Below are 26,127 nucleotides of genomic sequence, written 5' to 3'. Positions count from 1 at the left end.
CGCGGCCAGCACGTCGCCAACCTGCTGGCCTTCCAACCCGAGGAGCGGATCGCTCAGGTAATCCAGATCCAGAGCTACGAGGACGCCCCGTATTTGGTACTGGCCACCCGCAACGGGCTGGTCAAAAAGACGGCGCTCACCGACTTCGACTCCAACCGGTCCGGCGGGATTGTGGCGGTCAACCTGCGCGACGGCGACGAACTGGTCGGGGCGGTGCTGTGCTCGGCCGAGGACGATCTGCTGCTGGTCTCGGCCAACGGCCAGTCGATCCGGTTCTCCGCAACCGACGAGGCACTGCGGCCGATGGGCCGCGCGACCTCGGGTGTGCAGGGCATGCGGTTCAACGCCGACGACTATCTACTGTCGCTCAACGTGGTCCGCGAGGGCACATACCTGCTGGTAGCAACGTCCGGAGGCTATGCCAAGCGCACGGCGATCGAGGAGTACACCGCGCAGGGCCGCGGCGGTAAGGGCATCTTGACGATCCAGTACGACACCCGTCGTGGGAAGCTGGTAGGGGCGCTGATCGTCGACGACGACAGCGAGGTGTATGCGATCACCTCCGGAGGCGGGGTGATCCGAACGGCGGCCAGACAGGTCCGGAAGGCCGGACGGCAGACCAAAGGTGTTCGCTTGATGAACTTGGGCGAGGGCGACACACTATTAGCCATCGCCCGTAATGCCGAGGAAGCCGCCGTCACCGACGACGATCCGGGTAGCGGACCGGACGTGTGAGCGATCGCCGACCGCGGCTGCGGCCGGATGCACAGTTAGGAGCCGTGGGGTGACTTCACCGAACGAGCCGGGATATCCCGGACCGGGCGACAGCCCGAACGGGAATGGCTCGGTCGACCGGGGAGGTACGCAGCGGACGCCGCATGGGTCCGGCATCGAGCGGGTCTCCGACGCGGCGGACGCCCCGCGGCCGCGCGGCAGCGCCCGATCCTCGCAACCGCCACAGCGCCCGTCCTCGGATGCGCCGAAACCGCGCGAGCCGCGGCCTACCGGCCGCACCTCCGGTGGCACTAATGCCGAGGCGCGGTTGGGTCGCTTCATCTCGGGCACCGCGGCGCCGGGTGCGGCGAAGACGCCGTCGCACGATGAAAGCCGGTCCAGTGAGGCCTACGCCAGCGAGCTGCCCGATCTTTCCGGTCCGATCCCTCGGGTCGGGCAGCGCAAACCGGCTGCCGAACAGGCACCGGACACCTCGGCGTCACCGGTGCGGGCGGAACGCCGCATTCAGGTGGCCGCGCGACCCCAAGGTCCGGTGCGTGCCAGCATGCAGATCCGTCGAATCGATCCCTGGAGCACGCTGAAGGTGTCGCTGGTGCTTTCGGTGGCGTTGTTTTTCGTCTGGATGATCGCCGTCGCGTTCCTCTATCTGGTGCTCGGCGGTATGGGCGTGTGGAGCAAGCTCAACAGCAATGTCGGGGATCTGCTGAACAACACCAGCGGCAGCACCGCCGACCTGGTGTCCGCCGGCACGATCTTCGGTGGCGCCGTGCTGATCGGCTTGGTGAATATCGTGCTGCTCAGCGCCATGGCCACCATCGGCGCATTTATCTACAACCTGACGACCGACTTGATCGGGGGCGTCGAGGTGACGCTCGCCGACCGGGACTAGCGGTTTGGGTGCGGACGCTGCGGTGGGGTAATCTCGGCGCTCGGCCGTGTGCGCGTGCGGGCCTATAGCTCAGGCGGTTAGAGCGCTTCGCTGATAACGAAGAGGTCGGAGGTTCGAGTCCTCCTAGGCCCACAACCATGTGTTCGCCAAGACGTTTCATGAGACTGGTGCTGCCGCTGGCAGCGATCGCCGCGCTGGTGGTGGTAATCCGGTCTCGGCGGGGCGTCGAGGTCTGGCATGTGGCCGCCGACCAGACCGATGGTTGGGGTGCGGGGCCTTAGCTCAGTTGGTAGAGCGCTGCCTTTGCAAGGCAGAAGTCAGGGGTTCGAATCCCCTAGGCTCCACAAGTCAAAAGCGTCGAACGTGAGAACGCCACGCTGAAGCGGCTACTGGCCAATGCCGAGCTGGAGAAGGACGCGACCAAGGAGATTGCGCGGTTCCGAACGTCGCCCCCGACCGGCCGGTACCGGCGATGGTCGGTACCCCGTGATCGGGGGCGGTCGTGCATGTGCTGGCTATCGCCCATTCAAGAGAGCCGGGAATCCTCTGCGATGAGCGGCATCCTGGCCGACACCGCCTACCGTCTGCTGCGGGCGTGACGGCCCGGTCTCACCTCAGGTGCCGGGTGAAAAACCGGGCCCCGTCGTCCACCTCGAACCATGGGGTCCCGGCGTGCCCGCCCAGATTGGCGTGCAGCGTCTTCTCTTTGGTGCCGAAGGTGTCGAACAGGTCCAGGACCGGCTGCCGCTCCATCCCGTCGTCGTCCCACTGCAGCAGGAACTGCAGTGGAATCCTGACCTGCTGGGCCTCCTCGACCAGGGTGGCGGGCACGAAACCCATGCCAAAGAAAACGGCGGCCGAGATGCGCGGCTCGAGCACCGCCAGCCGAATACCGGTGGCAGTCCACCCGTTGTACCCGACCGGGCCGTCGATCTCGGGCAGTGAAAGAAGGGCGTCCAGGGTGGTCCGCCATTCCGCGGCCGCCCTTTCGGCCAGCGGGAGGATGAAGGCGTCGACGATCTCGTCAACCGGCTCGCCGGCCTCGATCGCCCGGCGGAGATCGGCGCTGCTCTGCTCATCGGCGGCGGAACGGGGCCGGTCGCCGTGCCCGGGGGCGTCGATGGCGGCCGCGGTAAAGCCGTATTCCGCCGCATAGTGCCGGGCCCGGGCCACCAGCCGGGGTTCCCGCTTGTGCAAGCCGCCGTTGTGGCCGATCAGGATTAGCGGGGCCGGTGCTGATCCAGGCGTCCATAGGACGCCGGGGATCTCGCCAAGGGTGAATTCGCGTTCGAGGACACCGTCGTTGAGGCGTTGTTCGGAAGTGAATTGCATGGTCGTGCCTTTCGGGAGTGCTTATTAACGGCGCTCCCGGACGACCTACCGTCCGACCGTGACCCCGGAGGGGAGCACCCGTGTCGAAACGTTCACAGGTACCACCTCCTCGTTCTGTCGCACGGTCTCCGGAAAGTAGCAGTGGTCGCCGTTGTCTGCCAACCGGTTTTACGGCGGCTCCTTGGCCGGAAGCTACGGAGCCACTCCTGTGTGGTCAGGGTGGTGCTCTACAAACGACGCCCAGGACAGGGGAGTCTCTCGACAACGCAAACCGACCGGCCCGGCTCAGCGAGTGTCGCTGCGGCGCAGAGGCCGTTGTGACCGGCGCCCACAACGATGTAGTCGATTTCCACGAGTCATCCTTGATCGAGCGCATGTCCAAGGGAAGCGCGGGTTAGGCGTCGTGCATTGTGTACTTGCCGGTCAGGGGCGGCAGGTCGTAGAAGGTTTTGAAGCCGATGTCGCCTTGTACGACTGCCTCGACGGAGTTCACGCAGCGGGCGGCCGTCATGGCCATCGCGTCGGTGAAGCTGTTTCCTTCGCTGCCGGGTAGTCCGAGTTGGAAGTCGGCGCGCACCGGGTTGGTGCCGGCGATCTCGATGCGGTAACCACCGCTGGGATCGACTCGGGGCCAGTCGGGTGCCATATCGTCACGTAGTCGGTTGACGTGTTGCAGAACGATTTTGGGTTGGCCACCGACGATGCCGGTGAGGCGGAACAGCATCGCGGCGATCGTGCCCTTCTCCACCGCGTTGGCTCCGATGTGGAAGGTTTCCGGGGCCAGGTAGATGTCGACGTCGACCTTGATGTCGTCGAGTTTGACCCCGAGCCCGCGCGCCGCCATGTGCGGAACACTCCCCCAGGTCAGCAGGATCGGTTCGGGTCCGAGGTCGCCGAGGCTTTCAGGTTTGCAGCCGAAGCCCATGGCCTGCAGGGTTTCCAGCGCGGCCGTGTAGTAGTCGGAGTAGTCCAGGCATTCGGTTGCGGTGAAGCTATCGACGACGCCGCAGGTGCTCGCAAGCGTCAACGGCAGGACATCGGCCATGAAACCCGGTTCGAAGCCGGTGCCGAAAAAGGTGGTACCGCCTTTTTTGCAGGCTGCCTCGATCTGTTCGCGCACCCTCGCGCCACCCGCGTAGTGCGTGGTCTCGATCAGCGGGCAGACGGTCGTTGCGACGTTCTTGCCGTTCTCCAGCAGCGCCAGCAAGGTTTGGAAGATCTCGTGGGTGTTGCTGCCGGGGACCGCAGGGTCCTGCATGTCGTAGAAGCCCGGTGTGTAGACGACGCAGTCCGCATCCATAGCCAGGATGTCCTCAAGCGAGGTGGTTGCGGTGACGCCGACCGGCGGCAGGCCGCACAGCTCGCCGGCGTCCTTGCCTGCCTTGTCGGCGCTGAATACCTTCAGCCCCACCAGTTCCAGCGCGGGATTGAGCAGGATGTATCTAAGGGCGAAGATGCCGGTGTAGCCGGTCGCCCATTGGATGACTTTGTAGCGCGCCATGGTGATCTCCTCGTTGATTGTCATGGAAGTGGTTGCTCAGACGACGGCAGCCGGTGCGTCGGCGGTGCTGGGTTCGACCAGCTGGGTGGCCGGTCGCAGCGCCACCACCGTCACCGCGATCCACATGAAGACGTAGTGCTGGTCGGTCGTCGTCATCGTCAGCGACGCGAGCTCGTGCATCAAAGTGGTGACCTCAGGGTTTTTGCCGGGCGCCGTGTAGGCGGCCACACCCCCGAACAGTGGGGGCAGCACAAGAAACAGCGACATCAGCGCACCGCTCACCAGGGACAGGACGCTCCAGATGCGCCATCCGCCCTCCACGCGAGCCATTTGGACCGCCACCACGGCGAGGATCGGCATTATGAACCCGCCGGTCCAGCCTGCGATGGCGTGGCGCCCCACACGATCCTGGCGTGGTTGTGGACATACCAATCGGCTACCTGCTCGGCGGTCCAGGCCGGGTTCTTCAGCGGAAGCTGCTGCAGGAGGAAGGCGAAGGCCAGGACATAGATGATGGCAAGGCCAAGCCCCCACCACAGGACGATCTGCTGACTGCGCACCGAGAACGCACTCTGTCGGTCAGACATGGGCTCCTTCGATCGATCGGCGAATAGGTTTGAGGCAAGCAGACTTTGGGACCGCCTCTGTCAGGTGCTAGTGCTGGTCCCCGATCTAAGCTGGCCCACACCGTCCGCTTCCTCTTGGGCTTCGCGCTGCAGATGCCGGGTGACGGCGCAGGGCATCGCCACCAGCCAAACGGCGAAGACCGCGAGCGGGATGTAGAAGCCGAGGATGCCGCCGTAGGTCAGTGGCCCTGTCTTGAAGAAGGTGATGACGCCGGTGGGGATGAACAGCACGACGACCCACAGGTTGAGATAGGCCACCCAGCGCGGGAACACCGGTACCGGTGACCGGTCGGCGAACACCGCGATCGCGATGGCCAGGTACTGGACGCAGAACGGAACAAAGTCCATGACGAGCACGAACCACGCGATGTCGTTCATGCCCTGGGTGATCTCTGGTGCCCGCTGCGGCCGATACGCCGTGGCCGACATGATCAGGAACGGCAGGAACAGGAACACCCAGCCGACCGTCGCCGAGGACAGCTGGACAGACGCCAGCGCAGACGGTCGAGGACTCATCCGGCGCATCCGTCGACTGATCGCCACGCACAGCGGCCCGTAGGAAAACACACCGATCAGCACCACAAACAGCCCAACCCGCAGGCGCACCGTGTCCGTCCGGTAAAAATCGGCGATCTGCTGTGCGCTGTAATTAGGGCTCGGAACCGGCAGCAATCCCGCGATGGGCCAAATACCCACCAGCAGGATCACGATGCCGACGATCGAGGACAGCGCGCAATACATCTCCGTACGCCGCGTCATGACACCTCCGTGGATTCGACGATCGTGGACAACCGAAACGGAAAGGACTCGCTGATTCAGATGACGGTCTGTCCGTTATCGACAGGAATGGTCAGGCCGGTAATGGACGCTGCGTCGTCCGAGGCGAGGAACAACGCGGTCCAGACAACGGATTCCGCGGAAACAAGGCCCGGCAACGGGGAGTCGGACTCAATCTTCTGCCGGAACGCAACAGGGTCATCCTGCAGCGAGATGTAGTGCTCCATGAGCGGAGTGAGCGTCGCACCAGGCGCGATCGCGTTCACCCGGATGTTCCGCGCAGCGTATTCGGCGGCCGCTGCTCGAGTCAGTGCGATCAAGCCACCCTTTGAATACGAATACGGAGTCAGGCCGCCGATGCCGATCACCCCGGCAATGGACACGGTATTGACGACACTCCCACCTGAGTCGTTGTGCAACATCGCCGCGATCCCCGCCCGCAAGACGTTGAACGCACCGTCACCGTTGACGCCCTGGACCCGGTTCCAATTAGCTTGAGTCGTCTCGTGCAAGGGCACTGGCAGGTCATCGACACCGGCATTGTTGAAGATCACGTCGACGCCCCCGAAGGCGTCCACGGTCTGGCCGAACGCGCGCCCGACCGCGTCCGCATCGGTCACATCCATCTCGAACGCGAGGGCGCGGGGAACAGCGGCCGCGACTTTCTCGACTCCCTCCCCATTCACATCGACGACCACGACGTTGGCTCCCTCTTCTGAGAATCGCTCTGCTGCGAGCGCGCCAAAGCCGGAGGCGCCACCCGTGATGAAAACTGTCTTGTCGACGAACCTGCTCATGTGTCGAAGCGCTTCCTACTCGTGGGCTTACGGGATCTGCGTGAGACCTCAGATGTGGCCAGCGGCGTGGTCAGGCGTGGATCTTGGCGAAGTGGTCATAGCTGAGGTCGTTGCGGTCGCGGGTGCCTGGGTTGCCGATGGCGTCGACCAGTTCGGTCTTGTTCTCGGAAGGCACCCGCACCGTGCGTTCGGTATCGACGATGGCGCGGCGGAACGTGATCAACCATTTGCCGTCCCGGAGTTCGTACCGGTCGAAGTACCGGCCGAATCCGTGGAGGTCGAACAGTTGTCCTTCCTTCTCGAAGCGCAGTGTTGCCTGCACGTAGGTCTCCCCAACGGCGCGGTCACCTCTGAACTCGACCAAGTGGTTCACGTTGAGGTGGGTGGTCCACGTGAAGGCGTTGAGGTGCATCGGGATCACCCAATCGGCGAATTCTTCCGGGGATCCGGTGAACGTTGTGTAGTCGACGGTGGCGCCGGGATGGAAGGCCGAGACGATCGCTTCCTTGTCGCAGCGGTCCACGCCCCGCGCGTAACGCATTACCGCGTCATAGATCTGGGCCCGCGCCGTCAACTGCTGCACTTGCTCCGCGAATGAATCGTCGGTGCTCATGTGGTTACTCCTTGGTTGGGTATCGATGCGGTGAGGTTCGTCAAACCGCTGTCTTCGGCGCCTGGCCCTTGAGGTGTCCGCAGAGTTCGATGCTGCGGCCCAGGCAGTTCGGCGCGTCCTCCAGCGTGGTGACGATCGGCATGTAGTCGACCGGCAACGCCCAGTCGACGCCAGCGTCGATGTAACCCTGCAGCTGTGATGCCACGAACTTGGGAGTGCCATGGACGAAGCCCTTCTCGGCCATCTTCCGGCTCGCCTTGGACAACACCTCGTCAACGAAGGGCTGCTCGATGGCCAGCGGCTTCATGTTCTGGAAGTAGGTCCAACCCTCCGGAACCGCCGGTTCGATGCCCTCCTTCAGCCAGTCCTGCGGGCTGATGCGCCCGAATACCGCTGCCTGCCAACGGGTCAGGGGATTATCGAGCGCCTTATCCATCGCCTCGTCATCATCGTGGAGCAAGACGGAGCTCCATATCCCGATCCTGAACTTCTCCGGGTCGCGGCCCTTTCGTTCGACGTCGTCCTTCAGCTTTTTGACGCCCGCGGCCGCCTCGTCGTAGTTCGTCCACACATTCGGCGCCGCGACAGCGACCCCGTCGAGATAACTCGTGGCCAAATCCATCAACTGCGGACCACCGCCGAGAGCCCACATCTCGGGACGGTAGGGCTTGGCCGAACCCAGGTAAGCGCCCTTTAGCGTGACGTGGTTGCCCTCAAAATCGATAGGACCGTCGCTGTCCCAGAGCAGGTTGTAAATCTTGCAGAGATCTTCCATACGCTGGATGCCTTCCGACCGCTTATGTCCATAGGGCGCACACTGCTTGACCTCACCGGCACCAATGTTGAACAACGCCTTACCCTTGGTCAGCTTGGCCAGGGTCCACATCGTCTGGACGAACTCCACCGGCGGCGTCCGGATACAGTCCGTGCCGAGCGTGATTCCCAGCCCCGGGGCGGACGCGGCGGCGATCGTCGCGGTGATGACCCCGTCATCGAGTGAGTCGGGGTCCTTCATTACCATGGTCATCGCGGTGTTCTCGTCGTTCCACAAGCAGGGCGGGACGAAACCGACAGTCTGGTCCGATACTTCGGCGTAGTCGACGACGCCGCTGGCCAACAGCGCCTGGGCCTGCTGCACAGTAGCCTCCCACGGCAAATGCCTGTCACCCCAAAGGATTACCGCGGTCTCGACAGCCATCTACTCCACGCTTTCCAATGCGACACTCGGTCGCAGGTCACTGATATTCGGACTTGATTCGTGATAGAGAATCCCCGGCTCGGCGGCGACGACCGGTCGGATCGACTGCAGCAGCGTCGTGACCGAAAGCCAAGTGGCGACCGGGATGTCGTCGCCGGTGTTATCGCCGACGTCCAGACGCAGCCGGATGTGACCCGGCCGGCCGGCGATGTCGATGACGTAGTCCAGGTTGGAGTCACCGGGACCGAACGGAACGTCGTTCTCCGGTCCGATGTAGCGGCAACCCCGTCCCCAATACCAGTACTCGACGTTGGTGTAGACCAACCGCTCACCGATGTATCCACGGTGCGTGCGCACGGCGACCGCGCCGGCGCCGGCGCCGGCTTTTTCTTCGCTGTAGACCTTCACTCCGACGAGTTCGAGGTCATCGCGCTTGATGACCTCGCGCAGGACCGTTCCGCCGATATGGCCAGGTCCCCAGACGATCACGCGATAGGGCCGGTCGGTTCCAGGCTGGGTCACGTCAGCCTCCCTTCAGTGCGAGGTCGCTCACAGCGGTTGCAAACTGTGGCGACGCTAACACCGTTGCTTGCACACAAGCAAGGGAAGTGTTGTTTCAGAACAACAAATCTCCTATAATCTGACGGAGATACTCTGCGGTGGCGCTCGGCCGAATAGCCTCATACATGCAGGTCGGTAGGTGGTGAGTTCAGGTCGGCCGAGTCGGCTTCACGCAGCGGCGCGGTCGCGAATCTCGGGACCTGCGGGTAGCGGAAGGTAGCGTGCTGGTCCATGTCTCTCCCCGACAGCTCCGAGCAGCCGATCCGCAGCCAGCAGGTTCGCGCCGCCGAGTCGACTCGCCGGCTGTTGGACGCCGCGATCGAACTGATTGCCGAGAAAGGCTTCGAGCGGACGACAGCCATCGAGATCGGCGAGCGCGCCGGATACAGCCGGTCGATGGTCCGCTTTCGTTATGGATCGAAAGAGGCGCTCCTGGAGTCACTGCTGCGCAACGAGTACGAGCCCCTCCTGTTGGCTACGCCACCAGAAGGACTCAACGGCCATGGCCGAGCTTTGAACGCCTTATCACGCATCTGTATCGCGGCACAGACGCAACCCGCACTACTGCGCGCGTTCTTCACCATTTGCTTCGAAACCGTCGGTCCCATAGAGCAACTCAAGCCGTGGCTCTCGGACTGGCTAAGCCGTTTCGAGACAGAAGTCGCCTCCAGTCTGCGCGAGGGCATCGCGGACGGGTCGGTGGCCGCGCACGTGGACCCCGACCTTGAAGGGCGAAGATCCATAGCTATGGGCCTCGGCGTGGGCTTCCGATGGGCGCTCGATCCCAGCAGGGATTTCGTTGCGGAATGGACGGATTACATCGACCGTGCGGCCGCAGAGTGGCGGAATCCCTGACACCGTCAACGGATTCCGATTCGACGTGAAGGGACTCAGCCTCTGTGCAGCCGACATGTCCGGTGATGAAGGCCCTAGGCTCCACAGTTCAAAAGCGCAGCCCGCGATCCGGCGCCAGCTACAGACGGGGTTCCACGTCGACGCTGGGCGGCAGCGCCGACGGCTCCCGCTGCGTCGAGCGCCGGACGATCGAGAACGCCGCGGCGCCACCGGCAAGGACCACCACGGCCAACCCCGCGATCAGCAATGGGCGCTTGCCGCGCCGCCGCGATCGGCGGGCCTGATGAAGCGCTTGCGGCAGCCCGGTGACGACCTCCTGCGCGGCCGCCAGCTCCTGCGCAAGGGTCTCCTGGGCGGTTTGCAGATCCCGGGCCAGCCGGCCCTCGCGGTAACGGCGACGCAGAGTCGACGCGCCGGCCTGCGCCGAGTGAGCGCCCAGCCCGACAATGCCGCGGGTGACGTCCACCGGCCCGACCGCGGTATAGGTCAGGCCGCGGGATAGCCGCTGCCGCGGGGTAAGCCGGGTGTGGTTTCTCGCGCTCATGTCTCGCCTTTCCCGGCCGCTTTCTCAAGACCGTGGTCCGATAGTTTCAGACTGCCATACGGGGTGCGGGTACCGGATGTCCGCCGGGCCGGACGGTGATGGCAGACTGTGATGCCGTGACTACCAGCCCGATTCAGACTGCCACTGCCACACTGCACACCAACCGCGGCGACATCAAGATCGCGCTGTTCGGAAACCACGCACCCAAGACCGTCGCCAACTTCGTCGGCCTGGCCCAAGGCACCAAGGACTATTCGACCGAGAACGCCTCGGGCGGTAGCTCGGGCCCGTTCTACGACGGCGCAATCTTTCACCGGGTGATCAGCGGCTTCATGATCCAGGGCGGCGACCCGTCCGGGACCGGCCGCGGTGGCCCCGGCTACAAATTCGCCGACGAATTCCACCCCGAGTTGCAGTTCGACAAGCCGTATCTGCTGGCGATGGCCAATGCGGGCCCGGGAACCAACGGGTCACAGTTCTTCATCACGGTGGGTCAGACGCCGCACTTGAACCGGCGGCACACCATCTTCGGTGAGGTCGTCGACGCGGATTCGCAGAAAGTCGTCGACACCATCGCCGCCACCGCCACCGATCACGGTGACCGGCCAACCGAACCGGTGGTCATCGAGTCGATCACGATTTCCTGAATCCCCGCCCTGCGGGCGGATCAGGAGCCGGCGTAACCCGCGGTGGTCAGCGCGTCGAGCACGTCCAGCGGATCTGTGCCGAGGTCCCAGCGCGAGAGGATTAGCAGCCGGCCGTCTGCTGCATCGATCTCGAGCAGCCGCATTTTGCGGCCGATCCGACGGAATTCAGTGATCCGGATGATCTTGATGTCGGCGCGTCGCAATAGCTGCGTCCGCCACCAGCCGCGTACCTGCAAACCGTCGGTGGTGATTGCCAGCTTCGGACGCGCGCGCCACGTCGCGCTTGCAAACAAGATCAGACCGACCGCGGAAATACCGGCGAGGAACCGCCCGGGCGGGTCTGTGACGACGGTCACACAGGCGATAGCCATCACCACACCGGCGATGCCGCAAGCTGCGATTCCGGGTGAGGACGGTGACCACTGTGTTTGCTGCACGGTCCTCCTAGGCGGGCCTACCACCATCGATCGGGTTATCCACAAGCGCTATCCACAATGGGGATGAATCACACGCGTGTGATCCGGTGGCTTCGACGTTGCCAGCCCAGTAACCGCGCAAACCCAGAATGAATTCATTCCTGCGGCTAGTGCGGTTACCGCCAGCGCATTGTGAGCAACAAGCCGCTGATCATGAAAGCAAACGCGACGGCGTAGTTCCACGGGCCGAGGCTGGCCATCCAAGCCAGCATCGACGGCGCGTCCGGGCCGGTGGCAGCGAGCTGGAACACCATCAGCCAGACCAGGCCGATCAGCATCAGGCCGCAGAACAACACAACGAACCACACGCTGGACGGGCCGGCCTTGACCTTGACCGGTGTGCGGCTCACCGCGCTGACGGTGAAGTCGCTTTTCTTGCGGACCTTGGACTTGGGCATACTTACCTCGAGGGTGCCTCGGCGATTACTGGTATTCAGGGCAGGTGCACCGACGAGCCTAACGTACCCACCAGCAGCGAACGGAGAGCCGATGGCCAAACGGGTCGCCCGGCTGCTCGCCGCACGTGGGGCCAGGTCAACCGGCGGTGAATCGCGCCCCTCGCCGTGGCGGGTCGGCGTTCCGCTGGTCTGCCTGCTGGCCGGGCTGCTGCTCGGTGCTACCCACGGGGTATCTCGTGGCGGCGAGATCCGCCGCAGTGACGCGCCGCGGCTGGTGGACCTGGTCCGCCAGGAGCAGTCCGACGTCGACCGGTTGAACGCCGAACGCGATCGACTGGCCAACACGCTCGATTCGACGCACGGCCGATCGTCGGACACCGCGCTGGCGGCCATGCTGCGCCGGTCCGCCGAGCTGGCCGGTGACGCGGGTCTGGACCCGGTGCACGGGCCGGGCCTGATCGTGACCCTCAACGACGCGCAGCGGGACACCAACGGCCGCTTCCCGCGCGACGCATCCCCGGATGACCTCGTCGTGCACCAGCAGGACATCCAGGCCGTGCTCAACGCGATGTGGAGCGCCGGTGCGGAGGCGATCCAGATGCAGGACCAGCGCATCATCGCCACCTCGGCGCCCCGCTGTGTCGGGAACACGTTGCTTCTCAACGGGCGGACCTATAGCCCGCCTTACACGATCACCGCCATCGGTGACGCGTCGGTCATACAGGCCGCTTTGTCCGCCGCTCCCCTGGTCATCCTCTATAAGCAATATGTGGTGCGGTTCGGGCTCGGCTACAACGAGCAGGTCACGACCGATATCCGGATCGCCGGCTACAGCGAGCCGGTCCGGATGCACTTCGCCCAGCCCGCCGGCCCGATCAGTTACTGATCGGCGAGCCGGCAGGACCTCCCGGTAGCCTGGCACGATGCGGATCTTGGTCGTCGACAACTACGACAGTTTCGTCTTCAACCTGGTGCAGTACCTCGGCCAGCTGGGCGTCGAGGCACAGGTATGGCGCAACGACGACGCGCGCTTGTCCGACCACGCTTCGGTAGCCGCCGAAGTCGATGGGATCCTGCTCAGCCCCGGGCCGGGTACACCGGAACGGGCGGGCGCCTCGATCGACTTGGTACGCGCCTGCGCGGTAGCGTGCACTCCGCTACTGGGTGTGTGCCTGGGGCACCAGGCTATCGGTGTCGCGTTCGGCGCCACGGTCGATCGGGCTCCGGAGTTGCTGCACGGCAAGACCAGCAGCGTCTTCCACACGAATACTAGTGTGCTGCAGGGACTTCCAGATCCATTCACGGCGACCCGGTACCACTCGCTGACCATCTTGCCGCAGACCCTGCCAGCCGAGCTGGAGGTCACCGCCCGCACCCGTAGCGGCGTGATCATGGGCGTGCGGCACACCGAGCTGCCCATCCACGGGGTCCAGTTCCATCCGGAATCGATCCTCACCGAAGGCGGCCATCGAATGCTGGCCAACTGGCTGGCCTACTGCGGCCAGGCCTGGGACGACGCGTTGGTGCGGCGGCTGGAAAGCGAAGTCGTGAGCAGTTTGGCCACGGTGCGGCGCCACGACGACCCGAGGTCATCCGGGCGGGCGCTGTCGGCTATTGACCGAACTTCAGCGTGATCGGGCCGTCCTTGTTCACGCCTTGACCGGCGGAGGGGCTCTGGAATACCACCCGGTTGTGCTGAGAACCGCCCGCGTCGACGTCGGCGCCCTTCACCAGCACGCCGGTCCATCCGAGCGCGCGCAGCTGGGGCTCAGCTTCGGTCCAGACCAGGCCTGACAAATCCGGCATGATGAACTGGTTGCCCTTGGAGACCTGTATCTCGATCACCTGATCGACCGGAACAGTCGCTCCCGCAGGCGGATTGGTCCCGAGCACATCGCCGGCCGGACGGGGGCTGTCGACCTCGGCCTGGCTGAATTTGGTGAACCCGTAGACGGTGAGGTTCTTCTGTGCGAGGTCGGCGGTCTCCCCCGTGACGTCAGGAACCTGCTTGGTCGACGGACCCGAGCCGACGATGACCGAGATCTCGTTGGTGATCGCCGACGTCTGGTTGGCCGGCGGATTGGTCCCGATGACCTTGTCTTTCATCTCCGGTGTGGAGGGCGATTGGACCTCCTTGAAGCGGCCGAACCCGGCCGATTTCAGTTTCTTCACCGCGGAGGCGTAGCTCAGCGACGACACGTCCGGCACCTCGCGCTGCTCGGGGCCGGTCGACACGTTGACCGTGACCAGGTCGCCGGCCCCCACTTTGGCATTGCCGGCCGGGTCGGTGCCGATGACGTGGTCAGGCTGGACGGTTGAATCCGGCTGCTGCTGGGTGCGCGTCTTGAAGCCGTGATTTTGCAGCGCGGCGATCGCGTCGGCCGACGCCTCGCCTCGCACGTCGGGCACCGAGACGTCGCGCAAACCGCCGCCGAAGGTGTTGATCAGGATGGTGACGATGACGGTCAGCACCGCCAGCGCCGCGACCGCGATAACCCAGCGGCTCACCGAACCGGGGCCGCGTTCCCGAGTGAAGTCGAGTTCCTGGCGTGGCAGCGGATCGGTCTGCGGCCCGGCCGAGTCGCTGGGATGGCTCGACGCCATCAGCGACGAACGCTCGGCGTCGGTGAGAATCTTGGGCGCCTCCGGCGGCTCACCGTTGTGCACCCGAACCAGGTCGGTGCGCATCTCCGCGGCGGTCTGATAGCGGTTCTCGGGATTTTTGGCCAGCGCCTTGAGCACCACGGCGTCGAGGTCGGCGGAAATGCCCTGATGGCGCTGCGACGGCGAAACAGGGTCCTCGCGGACATGCTGGTAGGCCACCGCGACGGGCGAATCGCCGACGAAAGGGGGTTCGCCGGTGAGCATTTCGTAGAGCACGCAGCCCAGCGAGTAGACATCGGACCGGGCATCGACCGGATCGCCCCGGGCCTGCTCGGGGGAAAGGTATTGCGCGGTACCGATCACCGCCGCGGTCTGGGTGACGCTGTTCCCGCCGTCGGCCAGCGCCCTCGCGATCCCGAAGTCCATCACCTTTACCGCGTTGGTCGTGCTGATCATGATGTTGGCCGGCTTGACGTCCCGGTGGATGATGCCGTGCTGGTGGGAAAAGTTCAGCGCCTGGCAGGCGTCGGCGATGATTTCGATGGCGCGCGTCGGCGGCAGTGGTCCGTCGGTATGAACGATGTCGCGCAGTGTGACGCCGTTGACGTACTCCATCACGATGTAGGGCAGCGGGCCGGCGGCGGTTTCGGCCTCGCCGGTGTCGTAGACCGCGACGATCGCTGGGTGGTTCAGTGCGGCGGCGTTTTGCGCCTCTCGCCGGAAGCGCAGGTAAAAGCTGGGGTCGCGGGCCAGGTCGGCGCGCAACACCTTGACCGCCACGTCGCGGTGTAACCGGACATCCCGGGCCAAATGAACCTCCGACATGCCACCGAAGCCGAGGATTTCGCCAACTTCGTAGCGGTCGGACAGGTGTTGCGGGGTCGTCATCCTGGTGTCTCGTGTCGGGGCAGCATCGCGCGATAGTGTGTCAGCGCGACCGCCCGTCTGTGTGTGGGCAGCTCGCATTGCCGTCCAGCATTCCCTGTCACCCCTCGATCCGTCCAATTTGTCGGATGCGCCGGCGCCGGACTCGGCTTGCTGGGCGGCTGCCCCGTGTCGGTCACGGTGGGTGTCGACGGTTGCTGCTGAGAGTTGTTGTCGTGCGAGTTGATGACGATGAGTACCGCGATGATGATCGCCAGTGCGCCCAGGACCCCGGCGGCCCACAGCAGCGCGCGTTGACCGGACGAGAAGGTGCGCCGTGGCGGCTGCGTGCGGTGACCGCCGGTATTCGGCCGGGCGCGACGGGCGGCGGGAGCCCGGCCGGTCGCGGTGGCGGCGGCCCGCGCCTGTGCGCCCGACGGAATGGCGGCCGGAGTGGCCCGGCCGGCGGGAGCCCCTTGGTTTGGTCGAGGCGGCCTGCGGCCGGCGCGGACGGCGGCTACCGCGTCGGCGAACGGTCCCCCGCTGCGGTAACGCATGCCGGGGTTTTTGACCAGCGTTATCTCGATGAGTTCGCGCACGTTTTGCGGCAGATCAGGCGGCAGCGGCGGGGGCGGCTCTTTGATGTGCTTCATCGCCACCGTCAACGCACCGTCGCCAGTGAACGGTCGCTTACCCGAAACCGCTTCGTAGCCAACCACTCCCAGCGAGTAGACATCGCTGGACGGAGACGCATCGTGGCCCAGTGCCTGCTCGGGGGCGATGTACTGGGCGGTGCCCATCACCATGCCGGTCTGGGTCACCGGAGCGGCGTCGACGGCCTTGGCGATACCGAAGTCGGTGATCTTCACCTGACCGGTGGGCGTGATGAGAATGTTGCCGGGCTTGACGTCGCGATGCACCAGGCCGGCGGCGTGCGCGACTTGCAGCGCACGCCCGGTCTGCTCGAGCATGTCCAGCGTGTGCCGCAGCGAGAGGCGGCCGGTGCGTTTGAGCACCGAGTTGAGCGGCTCGCCGTTGACCAACTCCATCACCAGGTAGGCGGTGCGACCCTCGCCCTCCATTTGGGTTTCCCCGTAGTCGTGCACGCTGGCGATCCCGGGATGATTGAGCATCGCGGTGGTGCGTGCCTCGACCCGAAACCGCTCGATGAACTCAGGGTCAGAGGAGAACTCGCTCTTGAGCACCTTGACCGCGACACGGCGCCCCAGCCGGCTGTCCACCGCCTCCCACACTTGGCCCATGCCGCCGGTGGCGATGAGGCGCTGCAGCCGGTACCGGCCAGACAGCGTCACACCTACTCGCGGGCTCATGGTCCTCCCTGCAGTGCGGCCTCGATCACGGCCCGTCCAATCGGTGCGGCAAGCGCTCCGCCGGTTGCGGACAAGCGGTCAGCGCCGTCCTCCACCAGCACCGCAACCGCCACCTTCGGGGTCTGTGCGGGCGCGAAGGCGATGTACCACGCGTGGGGTGGGGTGTGGCGCGGGTCGGTGCCGTGCTCTGCGGTGCCCGTCTTGGATGCGATCTGCACGCCGGGGATCGCCCCTTTCTGCTGTGTGACCTTCTCGGCGCCGACCATCAACTCCGTCAGCTTAGCTGCGACCTCGGGGGAGACTGCACGGCGCCGTTGATGCGGCGCGGTGGTGCTGATGTTAGCCAGATCGGGCCCTTGCAGGCTGTCGACCAGGTAGGGCTGCATGGTTACGCCGGCATTGGCGATGGTAGCGGCAACCAGCGCATTCTCCAGCGGGGTCACCGCGACGTCCTTTTGGCCGATGCTCGACATTCCCAACGCGGCGGCGTCCGCGATTGGGCCTGTGGTGGACTCGGCGACCTGCAGCGGAACGGGGTCGAGGACGTCGTCGAGGCCGAACGACTGGGCTGTGCTGCGCAGCGCGTCCGTGCCGGTGAGCAGGCCCAACTGTACGAACGCGGTGTTACACGACCGGGCGAACGCCTCACGCAGCGAGACGGTTTCGGCGTTGATGCAGGCGGCGCCGCCGTAGTTCTCCAAGGTGGCGGTGCTGTCCGGCAATGGAATCGTGGCCGCGGCGGTGAGCTGTTCGTCTTCGGTCGCGCCGTTCTGCAGCGCGGCCGCGGTGGTGATCACCTTGAATGTCGAACCGGGTGGATAGGTCTCGGAGATGGCGCGGTTGGTCATCGGCGAATGCGGGTCGTCGCGAAGTTGCTGCCAGGTTTGCGACTGCTGTTCGGGGTCATGCGACGCGAGCAGGTTTTGGTCGTAGGACGGCGTAGACACCAGCGCCAGGATTTTGCCGGTTGACGGCTCTAGCGCGACAACCGCTCCCCGGCAGGGTCCGTTGCAGCCCTGCTGCATAGCGTCCCAACCGGCTTGCTGGATCCGCGGGTTGATGGTGGTATCGACGTTGCCGCCGCGCGGGTCGCGGCCGGTGAAGAAGTCGGCCAGCCGGCGACCGAACAACCGTTGGTCGGACCCGTTCAGCAGGGGATCCTCGGCCCGTTCCAGTCCGGTGCTGGAATAGCGCAATGAATAGAACCCGGTGACCGGGGCGTAGACCGCCGCGTTGGGATAGACGCGTAGGAATCGGAAGCGGCTCTCGGTGGCCACCGAATACGCCAGTAGCTGGCCGCTCGCGGTGATTTGGCCGCGCTGGCGGGAGTATTCGTCGAGCAGTACCCGCTGGTTGCGCGGATCGGCCCGCAACCCGTCGGCGGTGAACACCTGAGTGACGGTGGCGTTGAGCAGCAACAGCACGATCAGCGCCATCACGGTCACCGAGATCCGGCGCAACGAGGTGTTCATACCCGCTCGATCACCTCGGTGCCGGCACCGGCGATCGGCGACGTGTTACGCGGCCGGGTGCGGAACGGGCGCCGGGCAGAATGCGAGATGCGCACCAGGATGGCCAGCAGTACATAGTTGGCCAACAGCGATGAGCCCCCGTACGACATCCAGGGCGTGGTCAGCCCGGTTAGCGGAATGAGGTTGGTTACCCCGCCGACGACGATGAACAGCTGCACGGCGAGCGCCGAGGCCAGGCCCGCGGCCAGCAGCTTGCCGAAACTGTCCCGCACCGCGATCGCGGTACGCATGCCGCGGATGATCACGATCGTGTACAGCATCAGCAGGCCGGCCAACCCGACTAGCCCCAGTTCTTCGCCGAACGCGGCGATGATGAAATCGGTCGACGCGGCCGGCACGGTGCCGGGCTGACCATTGCCGAGACCGGTGCCGAACACTCCGCCGGTAGCAAAGCTGAAGAGCGACTGCACAATCTGATAGCCCGCACCATCCGGGTCGGCGAAGGGGTCTAGCCAGGTCTGAACGCGGACCCGAACATGGTTGAAAATGAAGTACGCCGCAACACTTCCCAGCGCGAACAGGGCCAAGCCGAGGACGACCCAACTGAACCGCTGGGTGGCAAGGTAAACGACCACTAGGAATGACGCATAGAGCAGCAGCGAAGTCCCCAGGTCCTTTTCGAAGACCATCACACCGACCGAAGCCACCCAGGCCGCCAGCAGCGGAGCCAGGTCACGCGGCCGCGGTAGGTCCATGCCCAGGACATGCTTGCCGGCACTGGTGAACAGACCGCGTTTGGCTACCAGCACCGCTGAAAAGAAAATGAGCAGAAGGATTTTAGAGAATTCAGCCGGCTGAATCGAAAAGCCCGGCAACTTGATCCAGATCTTCGCGCCGTTCTGCTCAGATAACGACCGTGGCAGCAACGCCGGAACCGCGAGTATGACCAGTCCGGTCAGCCCACAGATATAACCGTAGCGGGCGAGTTGTCGATGGTCCTTCAACCAGATCACCACGAAAGCAAAAGCCCCCACCCCCACCAGGGTCCACAGAATCTGCGGGTTTGCGCGAGCATTGGCCCCGGAGAGACGGTCGTCGAGGTCAAGCCGGTGAATCATCACCAGGCCCAGACCGTTGAGCAGCGCCACTATCGGCAGCAGCAACGGATCCGCGTACGGCGCAAAGCGTCTGATGGCCAGGTGGGCGCACGCGAACACCGCCAAAAACCCTACGGCGTAATTGATCAGCTGCCAGTTCAAGCCGCGTTCCTGATTGGCCTGCACGATCGCGAAAGCCGCCGTGGTGATCACGGCGGCGAAGCACAGCAGCAGCAGTTCGGCATTGCGCCGGTTCGGCAGCGGAGGTGTCACTGCGACGGGCGGCTGCGGCTGGGTGGTCATGTCGGCGCCCGGCAGTCGGTGCCCGGCTGCGGTGGTGGTGGGGCGAGCGCCGTGACTGTGGGAGCGGCCGATGTCGGCGATGGACTTGCCCCAGGTTGATCGGGGGTACCGACGCTTGACTCCGGTGCCTGGGTCGTCGTGGGCGCGGCCGGTTGTGGCGTGGACGCAGGGGGCGACTGGGCGCGCGCGGGCGGGCAGAGCGGCAGCAGCGACTCGGTCGACAATCTGCGCAGCTGTGCATCGGCCTGCTCGAGCGTGCCTACCGGAAGCCCGGCGGCCACCTGCGCACGAGCCGACTGGGCCAGATCGGCCAGCTTCATCGGTTGGCAGTTACCGCCGGCCTGGCCGTAGCGGATCACCGAGAGCTGGTTGCGGCTGTTCAGACAGCCCTGCGAATAGGGCTGGTGCAGCGGCACTCCCAGGATGGACACCTGGATGCCTTGCATGATGGACACGGCGCCGCCATAGTCGGCGACATAGTAGTAATTGCGGACGATGGTCCGGCCGATGGCCAGCGTTGCGAGCACGAGTAAGACGATGAGCGCGGCGCCGATCGCGATCCGCCGCCGCGACCGCCGTGGCGGGGTGAAGGTATCGACTTGCGGCAGAACGCGTTTGACGACATTCTTGCGCGGACTGATGGCCGAAGCGCGGCCCGCTGCGGTGTTGGGGCGGGTCAGGGTCAGTTGGTCGTCTTCGCCGGATACCGCGCCGGCGATGATCGGTTGCGTCGGGCCGTAGTCGTAGTCGACGACGTCGGCGACGACCACGGTGACGTTGTCGGGGCCGCCGCCGCGCAGCGCCAATTCGATAAGGCGGTCAGCGCTGTCGGTGACATCGGGAATTTGCAGGGCGTCGAGGATGGTTTCGTCGCTGACCGGGTCGGAGAGGCCGTCCGAGCACAACAGGTAGCGATCACCGGTGTGTACTTCCCGCATGGTCAGGGTGGGCTCGACCTCATGACCGGTGAGCGCCCGCATGATCAACGATCGCTGCGGGTGGCTGTGTGCCTCCTCCCGGGTGATCCGCCCCTCGTCAACCAAGGTCTGGACGAACGTGTCGTCCTTGGTGATTTGGGTCAGCTCGCCGTCGCGCAGCAGATAGCCGCGCGAATCGCCAATGTGCGCCAACCCAAGACGGTTGCCCGCGAACAGGATTGCGGTGAGTGTAGTGCCCATCCCCTCGAGGTCGGGTTCCATCTCGACCTGTGCGGCGATGGCCGAGTTGCCGGAACGTATCGCCGTGTCGAGCTTGGCCAGCAGGTCGCCGCCGGGTTCGTCGTCGTCGAGGTGGGCCAATGCGGCAACCACCAACTGGGAAGCGACTTCTCCGGCGGCGTGGCCGCCCATGCCGTCGGCCAATGCCAGCAACCGCGCGCCGGCGTACACCGAGTCTTCGTTGTTGGAGCGGACCAGGCCGACGTCGCTCCGGGCCGCATAACGCAAGACCAAAGTCACGGGCGCAGCTCAATTACCGTCTTGCCGATACGAACCGGCGTGCTGATGGGAACCCGTACCGCGGTCGTCACCTTCGCCCTGTCAAGGTATGTGCCGTTGGTCGATCCTAAATCTTCGACGTACCATTCCGTGCCGCGCTGGGAAAGCCGCGCGTGCCGCGTCGAGGCGTAGTCGTCGGTCAGTACCAGAGTGGAGTCGTCGGCGCGCCCGATCAGCACCGGTTGGCCGCTGAGGGTGATACGAGCACCGACCAACGCCCCCTCGGTCACGACCAGGTAGCGCGCGGCGGTTAAGCGCTGTCGCGACGGCAATAGTGTGCCCCGCAACGTCAAACCGCGCCGCACCATCACCGCGCCGGTCGGAGCATAGATGTCAGTCCGCAGGATTCTCAGCACCGACCAAATGAACAGCCACAACAGCATCAAGAACCCGGCGCGCGTCAGCTGCAGCACTAGTCCCTGCATCTGGCGTCCCCTCCGTCCTGGCACCGCACGCTTCGCGTGACCGGATATGGCAACGTCACGATACTTGGACGGCGGTCGACGCGGGGTGAAGCTGGGTAGCTCCGCTACCTAGTGGCTCAATGGATGTGGACGACGATCTCAGAGTGCCCAAGCCGGATCACGTCGCCGTCAGCCAACTGCCATTCCTGCACAGGCGCGTTGTTGACGGTGGTGCCATTGGTGGAGTTGAGGTCCGACAGTAACGCGACATGGCCGTCCCAGCGGATCTCCAGATGCCGGCGCGACACACCGGTGTCCGGCAGCCGGAACTGGGCGTCCTGGCCGCGGCCGATGATGTTGGCACCGTCGCGCAACTGGTAAGTGCGTCCGCTGCCGTCATCGAGCTGCAAAGTGACCGCGGTCCCGGAGGACGAGTAACCGGCCTGTCCGTAGCCGCCGTAGCCACCGGCTTCGGCGGACTGGCCATAGTCGTAGTCGCGCCCGGCCTGCTCGGGGTATCCACCGCCGTATGGCTGGCCGGGGGCCTCGCCGTAACGGCCGTAGTCGGGCTGTTGGGCGTAGTCCTGTCGGCCGTACCCCGGACCGCCGGCGTAGCCCTGCTGGTCGTAGCCGCCGCCCTGGTCGGGATAGGGCGAGCGTTGGTCGGGTGCGGCGTAGCCGCCCTCGTCGTGGCGGGCCGGTCCGCGGCCGTAGTCGGCGTACTCGCCGTATCCCTGGCCGCCGGGTTGGTCATAGCCGCCCTGGCGGTAGCCGGCGTCATAACCTTGGCCGCCGCCGTAACCGCCGGCGGGGCGCTGTTCGTGCTGCGGGTAGCCGCGTTGGTCGGGGTAGCCGCCTTGATCCGGGTATCCCCCCTGCTCGGGGTAACCGCGCTGGTCGGGGTAGCCGCGTTGATCGGGGTATGCCCCCTGCTCGGGGTAACCGCGCTGGTCGGGGTAGCCGCGCTGGTCGGGGTAGCCGCGTTGGTCGGGGTAGCCGCCTTGCGCCGGGTAGCCACCCTGGTCGGGTGGCGCGGCCGGGTAACCGGGCTGGTCCGGGTAGCCGCCCGATTCCGGCGGATAGGCACCCCGGGGATCCTGGCCACCGCGCGGGTCGTCTTGCGGCTGCCCGTGGTGTTCGTCGTAGTAGTCGTCGGGCCGCCCCTGCCCCTGGCCGCCGCGGTAGCTCGAATTCTCAGTCATCGGTGGTACTCCTGGTTCTGCGCTGAACGCATGGTCTGATTGTGGCGGGGCGAGGTCGCTGGCCGACGGGCGGGGCGCGACATCGGGGTTGACAGCACCGCGGGCGCGGAACTGGCCGGTATGTAGGTTCGCCGACTGCTCGAACCGGACGACCACGTCACCATATGTTTGCCACCCCTGTTCGCCGATGTATCCCGCCAACTGCCTAGCGAAAGCGTCCGAAGTGAGGTCCGGGTCGGCGCCCACTTTCCGGTAGTCGTGCATACCGAGGGTAATGATGTATTCGTTGGGAGCCAAAAGCCGATCGCCCTGAAGCGGGCGGATTCCGTCGGCCGCCTCCCTGCGCAGCAGGGCTTCTACCTCTTGGGGGACGATCGATCCGCCGAACACCCGGGCGAAAGCATCACCGACGGTGACCTCAAGTTTGCGCTCGATGCGTTGAACTAGCCCCTTCTGGCTGCTGGTGTCCAAGCGCCCGCCTCAGTCCTGGTCTATCGCGGCCGCACGGCGGACGATCCTCCGGCGTGTCGCATCACGCGTGTCGTACTTCAGCATGCTATCGGGCCTGTGCAGCGCAGCGGCACTTGCAGAATTCTGAGAATCGCATCAATCCAGGTCAAGCGTTGCGTTCGGCGGTGCCGAGCACCGCCGTCCGGGCGTCGGCGCAGTTGGGGATGCCGGCCATTGCAGTGGTAGGCTCCACCGATTGTTCAGGGCGAGTGGCGGAATGGCAGACGCGCTGGCTTCAGGTGCCAGTGTCCTTCGGGACGTGGGGGTTCAAGTCCCCCTTCGCCCACAACGAGCAGTTCTACAAACTCAGCGAAAGTATCGGGTCGCGAGGGTGATCGCGGCAGAGGTTTGATTCACTCCCCGTTAGCTAGTGAAGTCAACCCGCGCGTCGGTCTCTTGGTCGAGGCCGAAGACCTGCACGGCCGCTGACTTTCCTTTCAGCGCGTGCGATCCCCGGTCGATTAGTCCCAGCGGTCGAACAATCAGTGCATCGACGGACTGCTGGGTGAGAAGGATCGCGTCACCCGTGATCTTGGTGAGCTGCTCGACGCGGGCAGCGACGTTTGTCGTGTCGCCGATAAGGGTGAACTCAAGGTGGCCTCCGCCGCCGATGGTGCCGGCAATCACCACACCGGTGTTGATCCCGATGCCGATCCGGAGGTCGCCACCGAATCGCTCCGCGACGAGGCGCTGAATCAGGACCGCGGCGCCCACCGCGGCGTCGGCGTGATCCGCGAGGTCGTTGGGGGCGCCGAAGACGGCCAGCGCGCCGTCGCCGAGGAACTTGTTGACGTGCCCACCGGCGTCGACAACAGCAGGCACCACTATCGCGAACAAGGCGTTGAGCCGGGCGACAGCGTCTTCGGCGGTGTTGGCCTCGGCGAACGGCGTGAAGTCGCGGATGTCGACGAACATCACCGTCACCTCGCGGCGCTCCCCGGTAAACACGTCGTCACCCTGCCGGAGTAGCCGCGCCGCCAGGACCGGGTCGACGTAGGTCCCGAACGCCGACTGAAGTCGTTGCCGCTCAGCCAATCCCGCTTGCATCCGGTTGAACGACGCCGCCAGCGTGCCCAGGTCATCGTCTTGAACTACTGGCAGGCGTTGGCTGTAGTCACCGGCCGCAACGCGTTCGGTTCCTTTGGCGAGGTCACGAATGGGTAGCATGGACGGTGAGAACGCGGCGCCGACAGTGAGCGGCACCGCAAATACAAGCGTCAACGCGCACCCGATGCCCACGGCGAGCAGGGGGGCCTCACCAGCGCGATCAAACACCGCCGCCAGCATCGCGCCCCCCACGGCGAACCCAAACGCGGTTGCGAGCATGGCCACGTTGGACCACGTGGCGAAAGTCGGGCGAGAACGAGGCAGAGACTCGCCGATCCCGGTGTAACCCGCGATTGCGACCCGGGCTGGTCGCAGCGCCCCTTCCACGAAGCTGTGGACAGCGACCAAATTGACGGCAGTTGCGAACGCGGCGCCCAGAATCCCGTACTGGACGAGCCGCGGTCCGGTCCCCCCGGCGATCGCACCGACAACAACCGACAACACGGCGGCATAAGCAGCTACGGCAGCATGAGCTCGGACAACCAACCTTCGACCCCAGATGTATGTGGCCTCCAGTGCCTCCGCCCGGTCGACGTCGTAGCCGGCGGCCCACCGGTCTACTACGCGCATGGATGCGAGCCCCGGAAGAACCTGCACGAATGACAGCACGGGCATGGCGGCAGCGGTGAGGGCGGCCACTTGGACGTAGTGACTGGACTTTTCGAACGCGACAATGACGGACGAAAAGAAGAGATAGAGCGGCAAGGTTGCGAGGATCGCGACCACCCAGATCGCCCATGAATACCTCGCGCCGTACCGAACCCACGCCCACTGCCAGATGCGGTCCATGCCGCGACACTAAGTGGCCAGCCACCTTGTCACCCGCATTTGTATCGTGCCGCCAACGATCTGGACATCCGCGCGGCTAATTTCGTCCTGTCGGCGATGACGTGATGCCGGTCGCAGATGCCCAACTTCGCAGCAACGATGCCCGCCCCCAACTGACCCGCGGACTGCGACACGGCCTGATGCATGCACTCGCGAGAGACGCCACTACTAAAGTGCAGTCGGGTTCCTTGCCTGGCAAATCTCAGAACTAAAGAACTGAGATGACTTTCGTGGGAGCGGTTGTACCGTAAGAAGTACCAGTTGGGGCTGTCTCAGAAGTTGCCTCAAAAATATCGTCTCAGATGGACCCGTTCTGAGACTTTCGTCTTCGTATACCCGTGGCTTCGTCGCGGTGTGACGGTCGGAGAGCAACCAAAGATCACCTGAGGAACCCGCCAAGGGCCCGGCCGTTAGGATTGCGGGATGACTGACTCGGCAGTGACCACGGTGGACGGCGGCGCACGCAGGGTCACTCGGCGGGTGTCGGTCCGCGCATCCAGCGCGGATGTATTCGCGTTGCTCGCCGATCCGCATCGCCACCCTGAGCTGGACGGCTCCGGCACTGTCCGCGACATCCCGGTCACCGGCCCTGAACGCTTGAGCGATGGCGCGAAGTTCACCGTCGGCATGAAGCAGTACGGCGTCCCCTACAAGATCACCTCGACCGTGACGGCATTCGAGGCAGACCATCTCATCGAGTGGCAGCACCCGCTCGGGCACCGGTGGCGCTGGGAACTGGACGAAACCAAGCCTGGCACTACCCAGATCACCGAGACCTTTGACTACAGCACCGCGAAGGCCCCGAAGCTGCTCGAGTTGTTCGGTCAGCCAGCCAAGAATGGCATCGGGATCACCAAGACCCTGGAAGCGTTGGCCGCCCGCTTCGCCTGATCACCCGCGTTGCCCCCAGGCAACGCATGAACTTTGCAACCCGCGCGGCCTTCGGCCTCAGACTGGGCC

At 65.1% G+C, this 26,127-nt stretch carries 29 protein-coding genes and 3 tRNA genes; 11 read left to right on the top strand and 21 right to left on the bottom strand.

Annotated features, from left to right (window positions below):
• From VNW74_RS07565 to VNW74_RS07545, 5 genes are all read left to right on the top strand, one after another.
• Window positions 1–735: DNA gyrase C-terminal beta-propeller domain-containing protein (locus VNW74_RS07565; RefSeq protein WP_325675982.1), on the top strand; the 735-nt coding region annotated here is incomplete at its 5' end.
• Window positions 736–784: 49 nt separating this feature from the next.
• A complete protein-coding gene (locus VNW74_RS07560; RefSeq protein WP_325675981.1) occupies window positions 785–1,624 on the top strand; it encodes a DUF3566 domain-containing protein in 840 nt (279 codons plus the stop codon).
• Between the two features lie 58 nt (window positions 1,625–1,682).
• Window positions 1,683–1,756 (top strand) — tRNA-Ile (locus VNW74_RS07555).
• A gap of 26 nt (window positions 1,757–1,782) precedes the next feature.
• Window positions 1,783–1,905 carry a hypothetical protein gene (locus tag VNW74_RS07550; protein ID WP_325675980.1) on the top strand — a complete coding sequence of 41 codons (123 nt, stop codon included), beginning with the start codon at window positions 1,783–1,785 and terminating at the stop codon, window positions 1,903–1,905.
• Window positions 1,896–1,968, top strand: a tRNA-Ala gene (locus VNW74_RS07545). The genes VNW74_RS07550 and VNW74_RS07545 overlap by 10 nt, the downstream gene beginning before the upstream one ends.
• Before the next feature lie 265 nt (window positions 1,969–2,233).
• Here VNW74_RS07545 and VNW74_RS07540 read toward each other — a convergent pair.
• The 10 genes from VNW74_RS07540 to VNW74_RS07495 all read right to left on the bottom strand — a co-directional run bounded on the left by VNW74_RS07540 (window position 2,234) and on the right by VNW74_RS07495 (window position 8,990).
• The gene (locus VNW74_RS07540) at window positions 2,234–2,956 is read right to left on the bottom strand and encodes an alpha/beta hydrolase (protein ID WP_325675979.1); all 723 of its coding nucleotides are present in this window, start codon (window positions 2,954–2,956) and stop codon (window positions 2,234–2,236) included.
• 227 nt (window positions 2,957–3,183) lie between these two features.
• Window positions 3,184–3,288: an NAD(P)-binding protein gene (locus tag VNW74_RS07535; protein ID WP_414686621.1), complete on the bottom strand. Its 105-nt coding sequence runs from the start codon at window positions 3,286–3,288 to the stop codon at window positions 3,184–3,186.
• A 62-nt stretch (window positions 3,289–3,350) separates the two neighbouring features.
• Window positions 3,351–4,481, bottom strand: a complete 1,131-nt coding sequence (locus tag VNW74_RS07530; protein WP_325675977.1) for a diacylglycerol kinase — start codon at window positions 4,479–4,481, stop codon at window positions 3,351–3,353.
• Between the two features lie 12 nt (window positions 4,482–4,493).
• Window positions 4,494–4,817: a hypothetical protein gene (locus VNW74_RS07525; RefSeq protein ID WP_325675976.1), complete on the bottom strand. Its 324-nt coding sequence runs from the start codon at window positions 4,815–4,817 to the stop codon at window positions 4,494–4,496.
• Window positions 4,817–5,044 (bottom strand): hypothetical protein, encoded by a 228-nt coding sequence (locus VNW74_RS07520; RefSeq protein ID WP_325675975.1) that lies wholly within the window; start codon window positions 5,042–5,044, stop codon window positions 4,817–4,819. Before VNW74_RS07520 ends, VNW74_RS07525 begins: the two co-directional genes overlap by 1 nt.
• A 60-nt stretch (window positions 5,045–5,104) precedes the next feature.
• Complete coding sequence (locus tag VNW74_RS07515) at window positions 5,105–5,842, bottom strand: hypothetical protein (RefSeq protein ID WP_325675974.1); 738 nt, start codon at window positions 5,840–5,842, stop codon at window positions 5,105–5,107.
• Between the two features lie 56 nt (window positions 5,843–5,898).
• Entirely contained in the window at window positions 5,899–6,657 is a 759-nt protein-coding gene (locus tag VNW74_RS07510; RefSeq protein WP_325675973.1) for an SDR family NAD(P)-dependent oxidoreductase, read from the bottom strand.
• A 70-nt stretch (window positions 6,658–6,727) separates the two neighbouring features.
• The gene (locus tag VNW74_RS07505) at window positions 6,728–7,270 is read right to left on the bottom strand and encodes a nuclear transport factor 2 family protein (protein ID WP_325675972.1); all 543 of its coding nucleotides are present in this window, start codon (window positions 7,268–7,270) and stop codon (window positions 6,728–6,730) included.
• Window positions 7,271–7,310: 40 nt separating this feature from the next.
• The gene (locus tag VNW74_RS07500; RefSeq protein ID WP_325675971.1) at window positions 7,311–8,468 is read right to left on the bottom strand and encodes an LLM class flavin-dependent oxidoreductase; all 1,158 of its coding nucleotides are present in this window, start codon (window positions 8,466–8,468) and stop codon (window positions 7,311–7,313) included.
• On the bottom strand, window positions 8,469–8,990 hold the full coding sequence (locus VNW74_RS07495) for a hypothetical protein (protein WP_325675970.1): 522 nt from the start codon (window positions 8,988–8,990) through the stop codon (window positions 8,469–8,471).
• A 270-nt stretch (window positions 8,991–9,260) separates the two neighbouring features.
• Between VNW74_RS07495 and VNW74_RS07490 the strand changes: the two genes are divergently transcribed.
• Complete coding sequence (locus VNW74_RS07490) at window positions 9,261–9,884, top strand: TetR/AcrR family transcriptional regulator (RefSeq protein ID WP_325675969.1); 624 nt, start codon at window positions 9,261–9,263, stop codon at window positions 9,882–9,884.
• 118 nt (window positions 9,885–10,002) lie between these two features.
• Here VNW74_RS07490 and cwsA read toward each other — a convergent pair whose 3' ends face one another.
• The gene (gene cwsA / locus VNW74_RS07485) at window positions 10,003–10,428 is read right to left on the bottom strand and encodes a cell wall synthesis protein CwsA (RefSeq protein ID WP_325675968.1); all 426 of its coding nucleotides are present in this window, start codon (window positions 10,426–10,428) and stop codon (window positions 10,003–10,005) included.
• 98 nt (window positions 10,429–10,526) lie between these two features.
• Here cwsA and VNW74_RS07480 point away from each other — a divergent pair, with 98 nt between their 5' ends.
• The gene (locus tag VNW74_RS07480) at window positions 10,527–11,075 is read left to right on the top strand and encodes a peptidylprolyl isomerase (RefSeq protein WP_325675967.1); all 549 of its coding nucleotides are present in this window, start codon (window positions 10,527–10,529) and stop codon (window positions 11,073–11,075) included.
• Window positions 11,076–11,095: 20 nt separating this feature from the next.
• Here the strand turns inward: VNW74_RS07480 and VNW74_RS07475 are convergent, their stop codons facing one another.
• Both VNW74_RS07475 and crgA read right to left on the bottom strand, forming a co-directional pair.
• On the bottom strand, window positions 11,096–11,512 hold the full coding sequence (locus VNW74_RS07475) for a PH domain-containing protein (RefSeq protein ID WP_325675966.1): 417 nt from the start codon (window positions 11,510–11,512) through the stop codon (window positions 11,096–11,098).
• 155 nt (window positions 11,513–11,667) lie between these two features.
• Complete coding sequence (gene crgA, locus VNW74_RS07470; RefSeq protein WP_325675965.1) at window positions 11,668–11,949, bottom strand: cell division protein CrgA; 282 nt, start codon at window positions 11,947–11,949, stop codon at window positions 11,668–11,670.
• 91 nt (window positions 11,950–12,040) lie between these two features.
• Here crgA and VNW74_RS07465 point away from each other — a divergent pair, with 91 nt between their 5' ends.
• Together VNW74_RS07465 and VNW74_RS07460 are read left to right on the top strand one after the other, a co-directional pair.
• Window positions 12,041–12,835: a DUF881 domain-containing protein gene (locus tag VNW74_RS07465; RefSeq protein WP_325675964.1), complete on the top strand. Its 795-nt coding sequence runs from the start codon at window positions 12,041–12,043 to the stop codon at window positions 12,833–12,835.
• 37 nt (window positions 12,836–12,872) lie between these two features.
• On the top strand, window positions 12,873–13,583 hold the full coding sequence (locus tag VNW74_RS07460) for an aminodeoxychorismate/anthranilate synthase component II (protein WP_325675963.1): 711 nt from the start codon (window positions 12,873–12,875) through the stop codon (window positions 13,581–13,583).
• Here VNW74_RS07460 and pknB read toward each other — a convergent pair.
• The 7 genes from pknB to VNW74_RS07425 form a co-directional block, all read right to left on the bottom strand.
• Window positions 13,561–15,441, bottom strand: coding sequence for a Stk1 family PASTA domain-containing Ser/Thr kinase (gene pknB / locus VNW74_RS07455; RefSeq protein ID WP_325675962.1), 1,881 nt, complete (start codon window positions 15,439–15,441; stop codon window positions 13,561–13,563). The two genes, VNW74_RS07460 and pknB, sit on opposite strands and share 23 nt — an antisense overlap.
• Window positions 15,438–16,748, bottom strand: coding sequence for a serine/threonine-protein kinase (locus VNW74_RS07450; protein WP_325675961.1), 1,311 nt, complete (start codon window positions 16,746–16,748; stop codon window positions 15,438–15,440). Before VNW74_RS07450 ends, pknB begins: the two co-directional genes overlap by 4 nt.
• Window positions 16,745–18,220: a D,D-transpeptidase PbpA gene (gene pbpA, locus VNW74_RS07445; protein ID WP_325675960.1), complete on the bottom strand. Its 1,476-nt coding sequence runs from the start codon at window positions 18,218–18,220 to the stop codon at window positions 16,745–16,747. Before pbpA ends, VNW74_RS07450 begins: the two co-directional genes overlap by 4 nt.
• A complete protein-coding gene (locus VNW74_RS07440; protein WP_325675959.1) occupies window positions 18,217–19,620 on the bottom strand; it encodes an FtsW/RodA/SpoVE family cell cycle protein in 1,404 nt (467 codons plus the stop codon). Before VNW74_RS07440 ends, pbpA begins: the two co-directional genes overlap by 4 nt.
• Complete coding sequence (locus VNW74_RS07435; protein WP_325675958.1) at window positions 19,617–21,077, bottom strand: PP2C family protein-serine/threonine phosphatase; 1,461 nt, start codon at window positions 21,075–21,077, stop codon at window positions 19,617–19,619. Before VNW74_RS07435 ends, VNW74_RS07440 begins: the two co-directional genes overlap by 4 nt.
• On the bottom strand, window positions 21,074–21,541 hold the full coding sequence (locus VNW74_RS07430) for an FHA domain-containing protein FhaB/FipA (protein ID WP_325675957.1): 468 nt from the start codon (window positions 21,539–21,541) through the stop codon (window positions 21,074–21,076). The genes VNW74_RS07435 and VNW74_RS07430 overlap by 4 nt, the downstream gene beginning before the upstream one ends.
• 116 nt (window positions 21,542–21,657) lie before the next feature.
• Window positions 21,658–23,193: an FhaA domain-containing protein gene (locus VNW74_RS07425; protein WP_325675956.1), complete on the bottom strand. Its 1,536-nt coding sequence runs from the start codon at window positions 23,191–23,193 to the stop codon at window positions 21,658–21,660.
• A gap of 242 nt (window positions 23,194–23,435) precedes the next feature.
• Between VNW74_RS07425 and VNW74_RS07420 the strand changes: the two genes are divergently transcribed.
• Window positions 23,436–23,518 (top strand) — tRNA-Leu (locus VNW74_RS07420).
• A gap of 77 nt (window positions 23,519–23,595) precedes the next feature.
• Here the strand turns inward: VNW74_RS07420 and VNW74_RS07415 are convergent.
• The gene (locus VNW74_RS07415; RefSeq protein ID WP_325675955.1) at window positions 23,596–25,128 is read right to left on the bottom strand and encodes an adenylate/guanylate cyclase domain-containing protein; all 1,533 of its coding nucleotides are present in this window, start codon (window positions 25,126–25,128) and stop codon (window positions 23,596–23,598) included.
• Between the two features lie 462 nt (window positions 25,129–25,590).
• Here VNW74_RS07415 and VNW74_RS07410 point away from each other — a divergent pair, with 462 nt between their 5' ends.
• On the top strand, window positions 25,591–26,058 hold the full coding sequence (locus VNW74_RS07410) for an SRPBCC family protein (protein ID WP_325675954.1): 468 nt from the start codon (window positions 25,591–25,593) through the stop codon (window positions 26,056–26,058).
• Window positions 26,059–26,127 lie beyond the last annotated feature (69 nt).

It is taken from the genome of Mycobacterium sp. (assembly GCF_035570115.1).
Lineage (GTDB): Bacteria > Actinomycetota > Actinomycetes > Mycobacteriales > Mycobacteriaceae > Mycobacterium.
Note: the sequence above shows the minus strand (reverse complement) of the source record. Positions and strands in the feature narration are given on the sequence as shown.

Excerpts from the sequence above, each read along its gene's own strand:
- VNW74_RS07550 (WP_325675980.1), top strand. The coding sequence starts at position 1,783 with ATGAGACTGGTGCTGCCGCTGGCAGCGATCGCCGCGCTGGTGGTGGTA.
- VNW74_RS07540 (WP_325675979.1), bottom strand. The coding sequence starts at position 2,956 with ATGCAATTCACTTCCGAACAACGCCTCAACGACGGTGTCCTCGAACGC.
- VNW74_RS07530 (WP_325675977.1), bottom strand. The coding sequence starts at position 4,481 with ATGACAATCAACGAGGAGATCACCATGGCGCGCTACAAAGTCATCCAA.
- VNW74_RS07525 (WP_325675976.1), bottom strand. The coding sequence starts at position 4,817 with ATGCCGATCCTCGCCGTGGTGGCGGTCCAAATGGCTCGCGTGGAGGGC.
- VNW74_RS07520 (WP_325675975.1), bottom strand. The coding sequence starts at position 5,044 with ATGTCTGACCGACAGAGTGCGTTCTCGGTGCGCAGTCAGCAGATCGTC.
- VNW74_RS07515 (WP_325675974.1), bottom strand. The coding sequence starts at position 5,842 with ATGACGCGGCGTACGGAGATGTATTGCGCGCTGTCCTCGATCGTCGGC.
- VNW74_RS07510 (WP_325675973.1), bottom strand. The coding sequence starts at position 6,657 with ATGAGCAGGTTCGTCGACAAGACAGTTTTCATCACGGGTGGCGCCTCC.
- VNW74_RS07505 (WP_325675972.1), bottom strand. The coding sequence starts at position 7,270 with ATGAGCACCGACGATTCATTCGCGGAGCAAGTGCAGCAGTTGACGGCG.
- VNW74_RS07500 (WP_325675971.1), bottom strand. The coding sequence starts at position 8,468 with ATGGCTGTCGAGACCGCGGTAATCCTTTGGGGTGACAGGCATTTGCCG.
- VNW74_RS07490 (WP_325675969.1), top strand. The coding sequence starts at position 9,261 with ATGTCTCTCCCCGACAGCTCCGAGCAGCCGATCCGCAGCCAGCAGGTT.
- cwsA (WP_325675968.1), bottom strand. The coding sequence starts at position 10,428 with ATGAGCGCGAGAAACCACACCCGGCTTACCCCGCGGCAGCGGCTATCC.
- VNW74_RS07480 (WP_325675967.1), top strand. The coding sequence starts at position 10,527 with ATGGCAGACTGTGATGCCGTGACTACCAGCCCGATTCAGACTGCCACT.
- crgA (WP_325675965.1), bottom strand. The coding sequence starts at position 11,949 with ATGCCCAAGTCCAAGGTCCGCAAGAAAAGCGACTTCACCGTCAGCGCG.
- VNW74_RS07465 (WP_325675964.1), top strand. The coding sequence starts at position 12,041 with ATGGCCAAACGGGTCGCCCGGCTGCTCGCCGCACGTGGGGCCAGGTCA.
- VNW74_RS07460 (WP_325675963.1), top strand. The coding sequence starts at position 12,873 with ATGCGGATCTTGGTCGTCGACAACTACGACAGTTTCGTCTTCAACCTG.
- pknB (WP_325675962.1), bottom strand. The coding sequence starts at position 15,441 with ATGACGACCCCGCAACACCTGTCCGACCGCTACGAAGTTGGCGAAATC.
- VNW74_RS07450 (WP_325675961.1), bottom strand. The coding sequence starts at position 16,748 with ATGAGCCCGCGAGTAGGTGTGACGCTGTCTGGCCGGTACCGGCTGCAG.
- pbpA (WP_325675960.1), bottom strand. The coding sequence starts at position 18,220 with ATGAACACCTCGTTGCGCCGGATCTCGGTGACCGTGATGGCGCTGATC.
- VNW74_RS07440 (WP_325675959.1), bottom strand. The coding sequence starts at position 19,620 with ATGACCACCCAGCCGCAGCCGCCCGTCGCAGTGACACCTCCGCTGCCG.
- VNW74_RS07430 (WP_325675957.1), bottom strand. The coding sequence starts at position 21,541 with ATGCAGGGACTAGTGCTGCAGCTGACGCGCGCCGGGTTCTTGATGCTG.
- VNW74_RS07415 (WP_325675955.1), bottom strand. The coding sequence starts at position 25,128 with ATGGACCGCATCTGGCAGTGGGCGTGGGTTCGGTACGGCGCGAGGTAT.
- VNW74_RS07410 (WP_325675954.1), top strand. The coding sequence starts at position 25,591 with ATGACTGACTCGGCAGTGACCACGGTGGACGGCGGCGCACGCAGGGTC.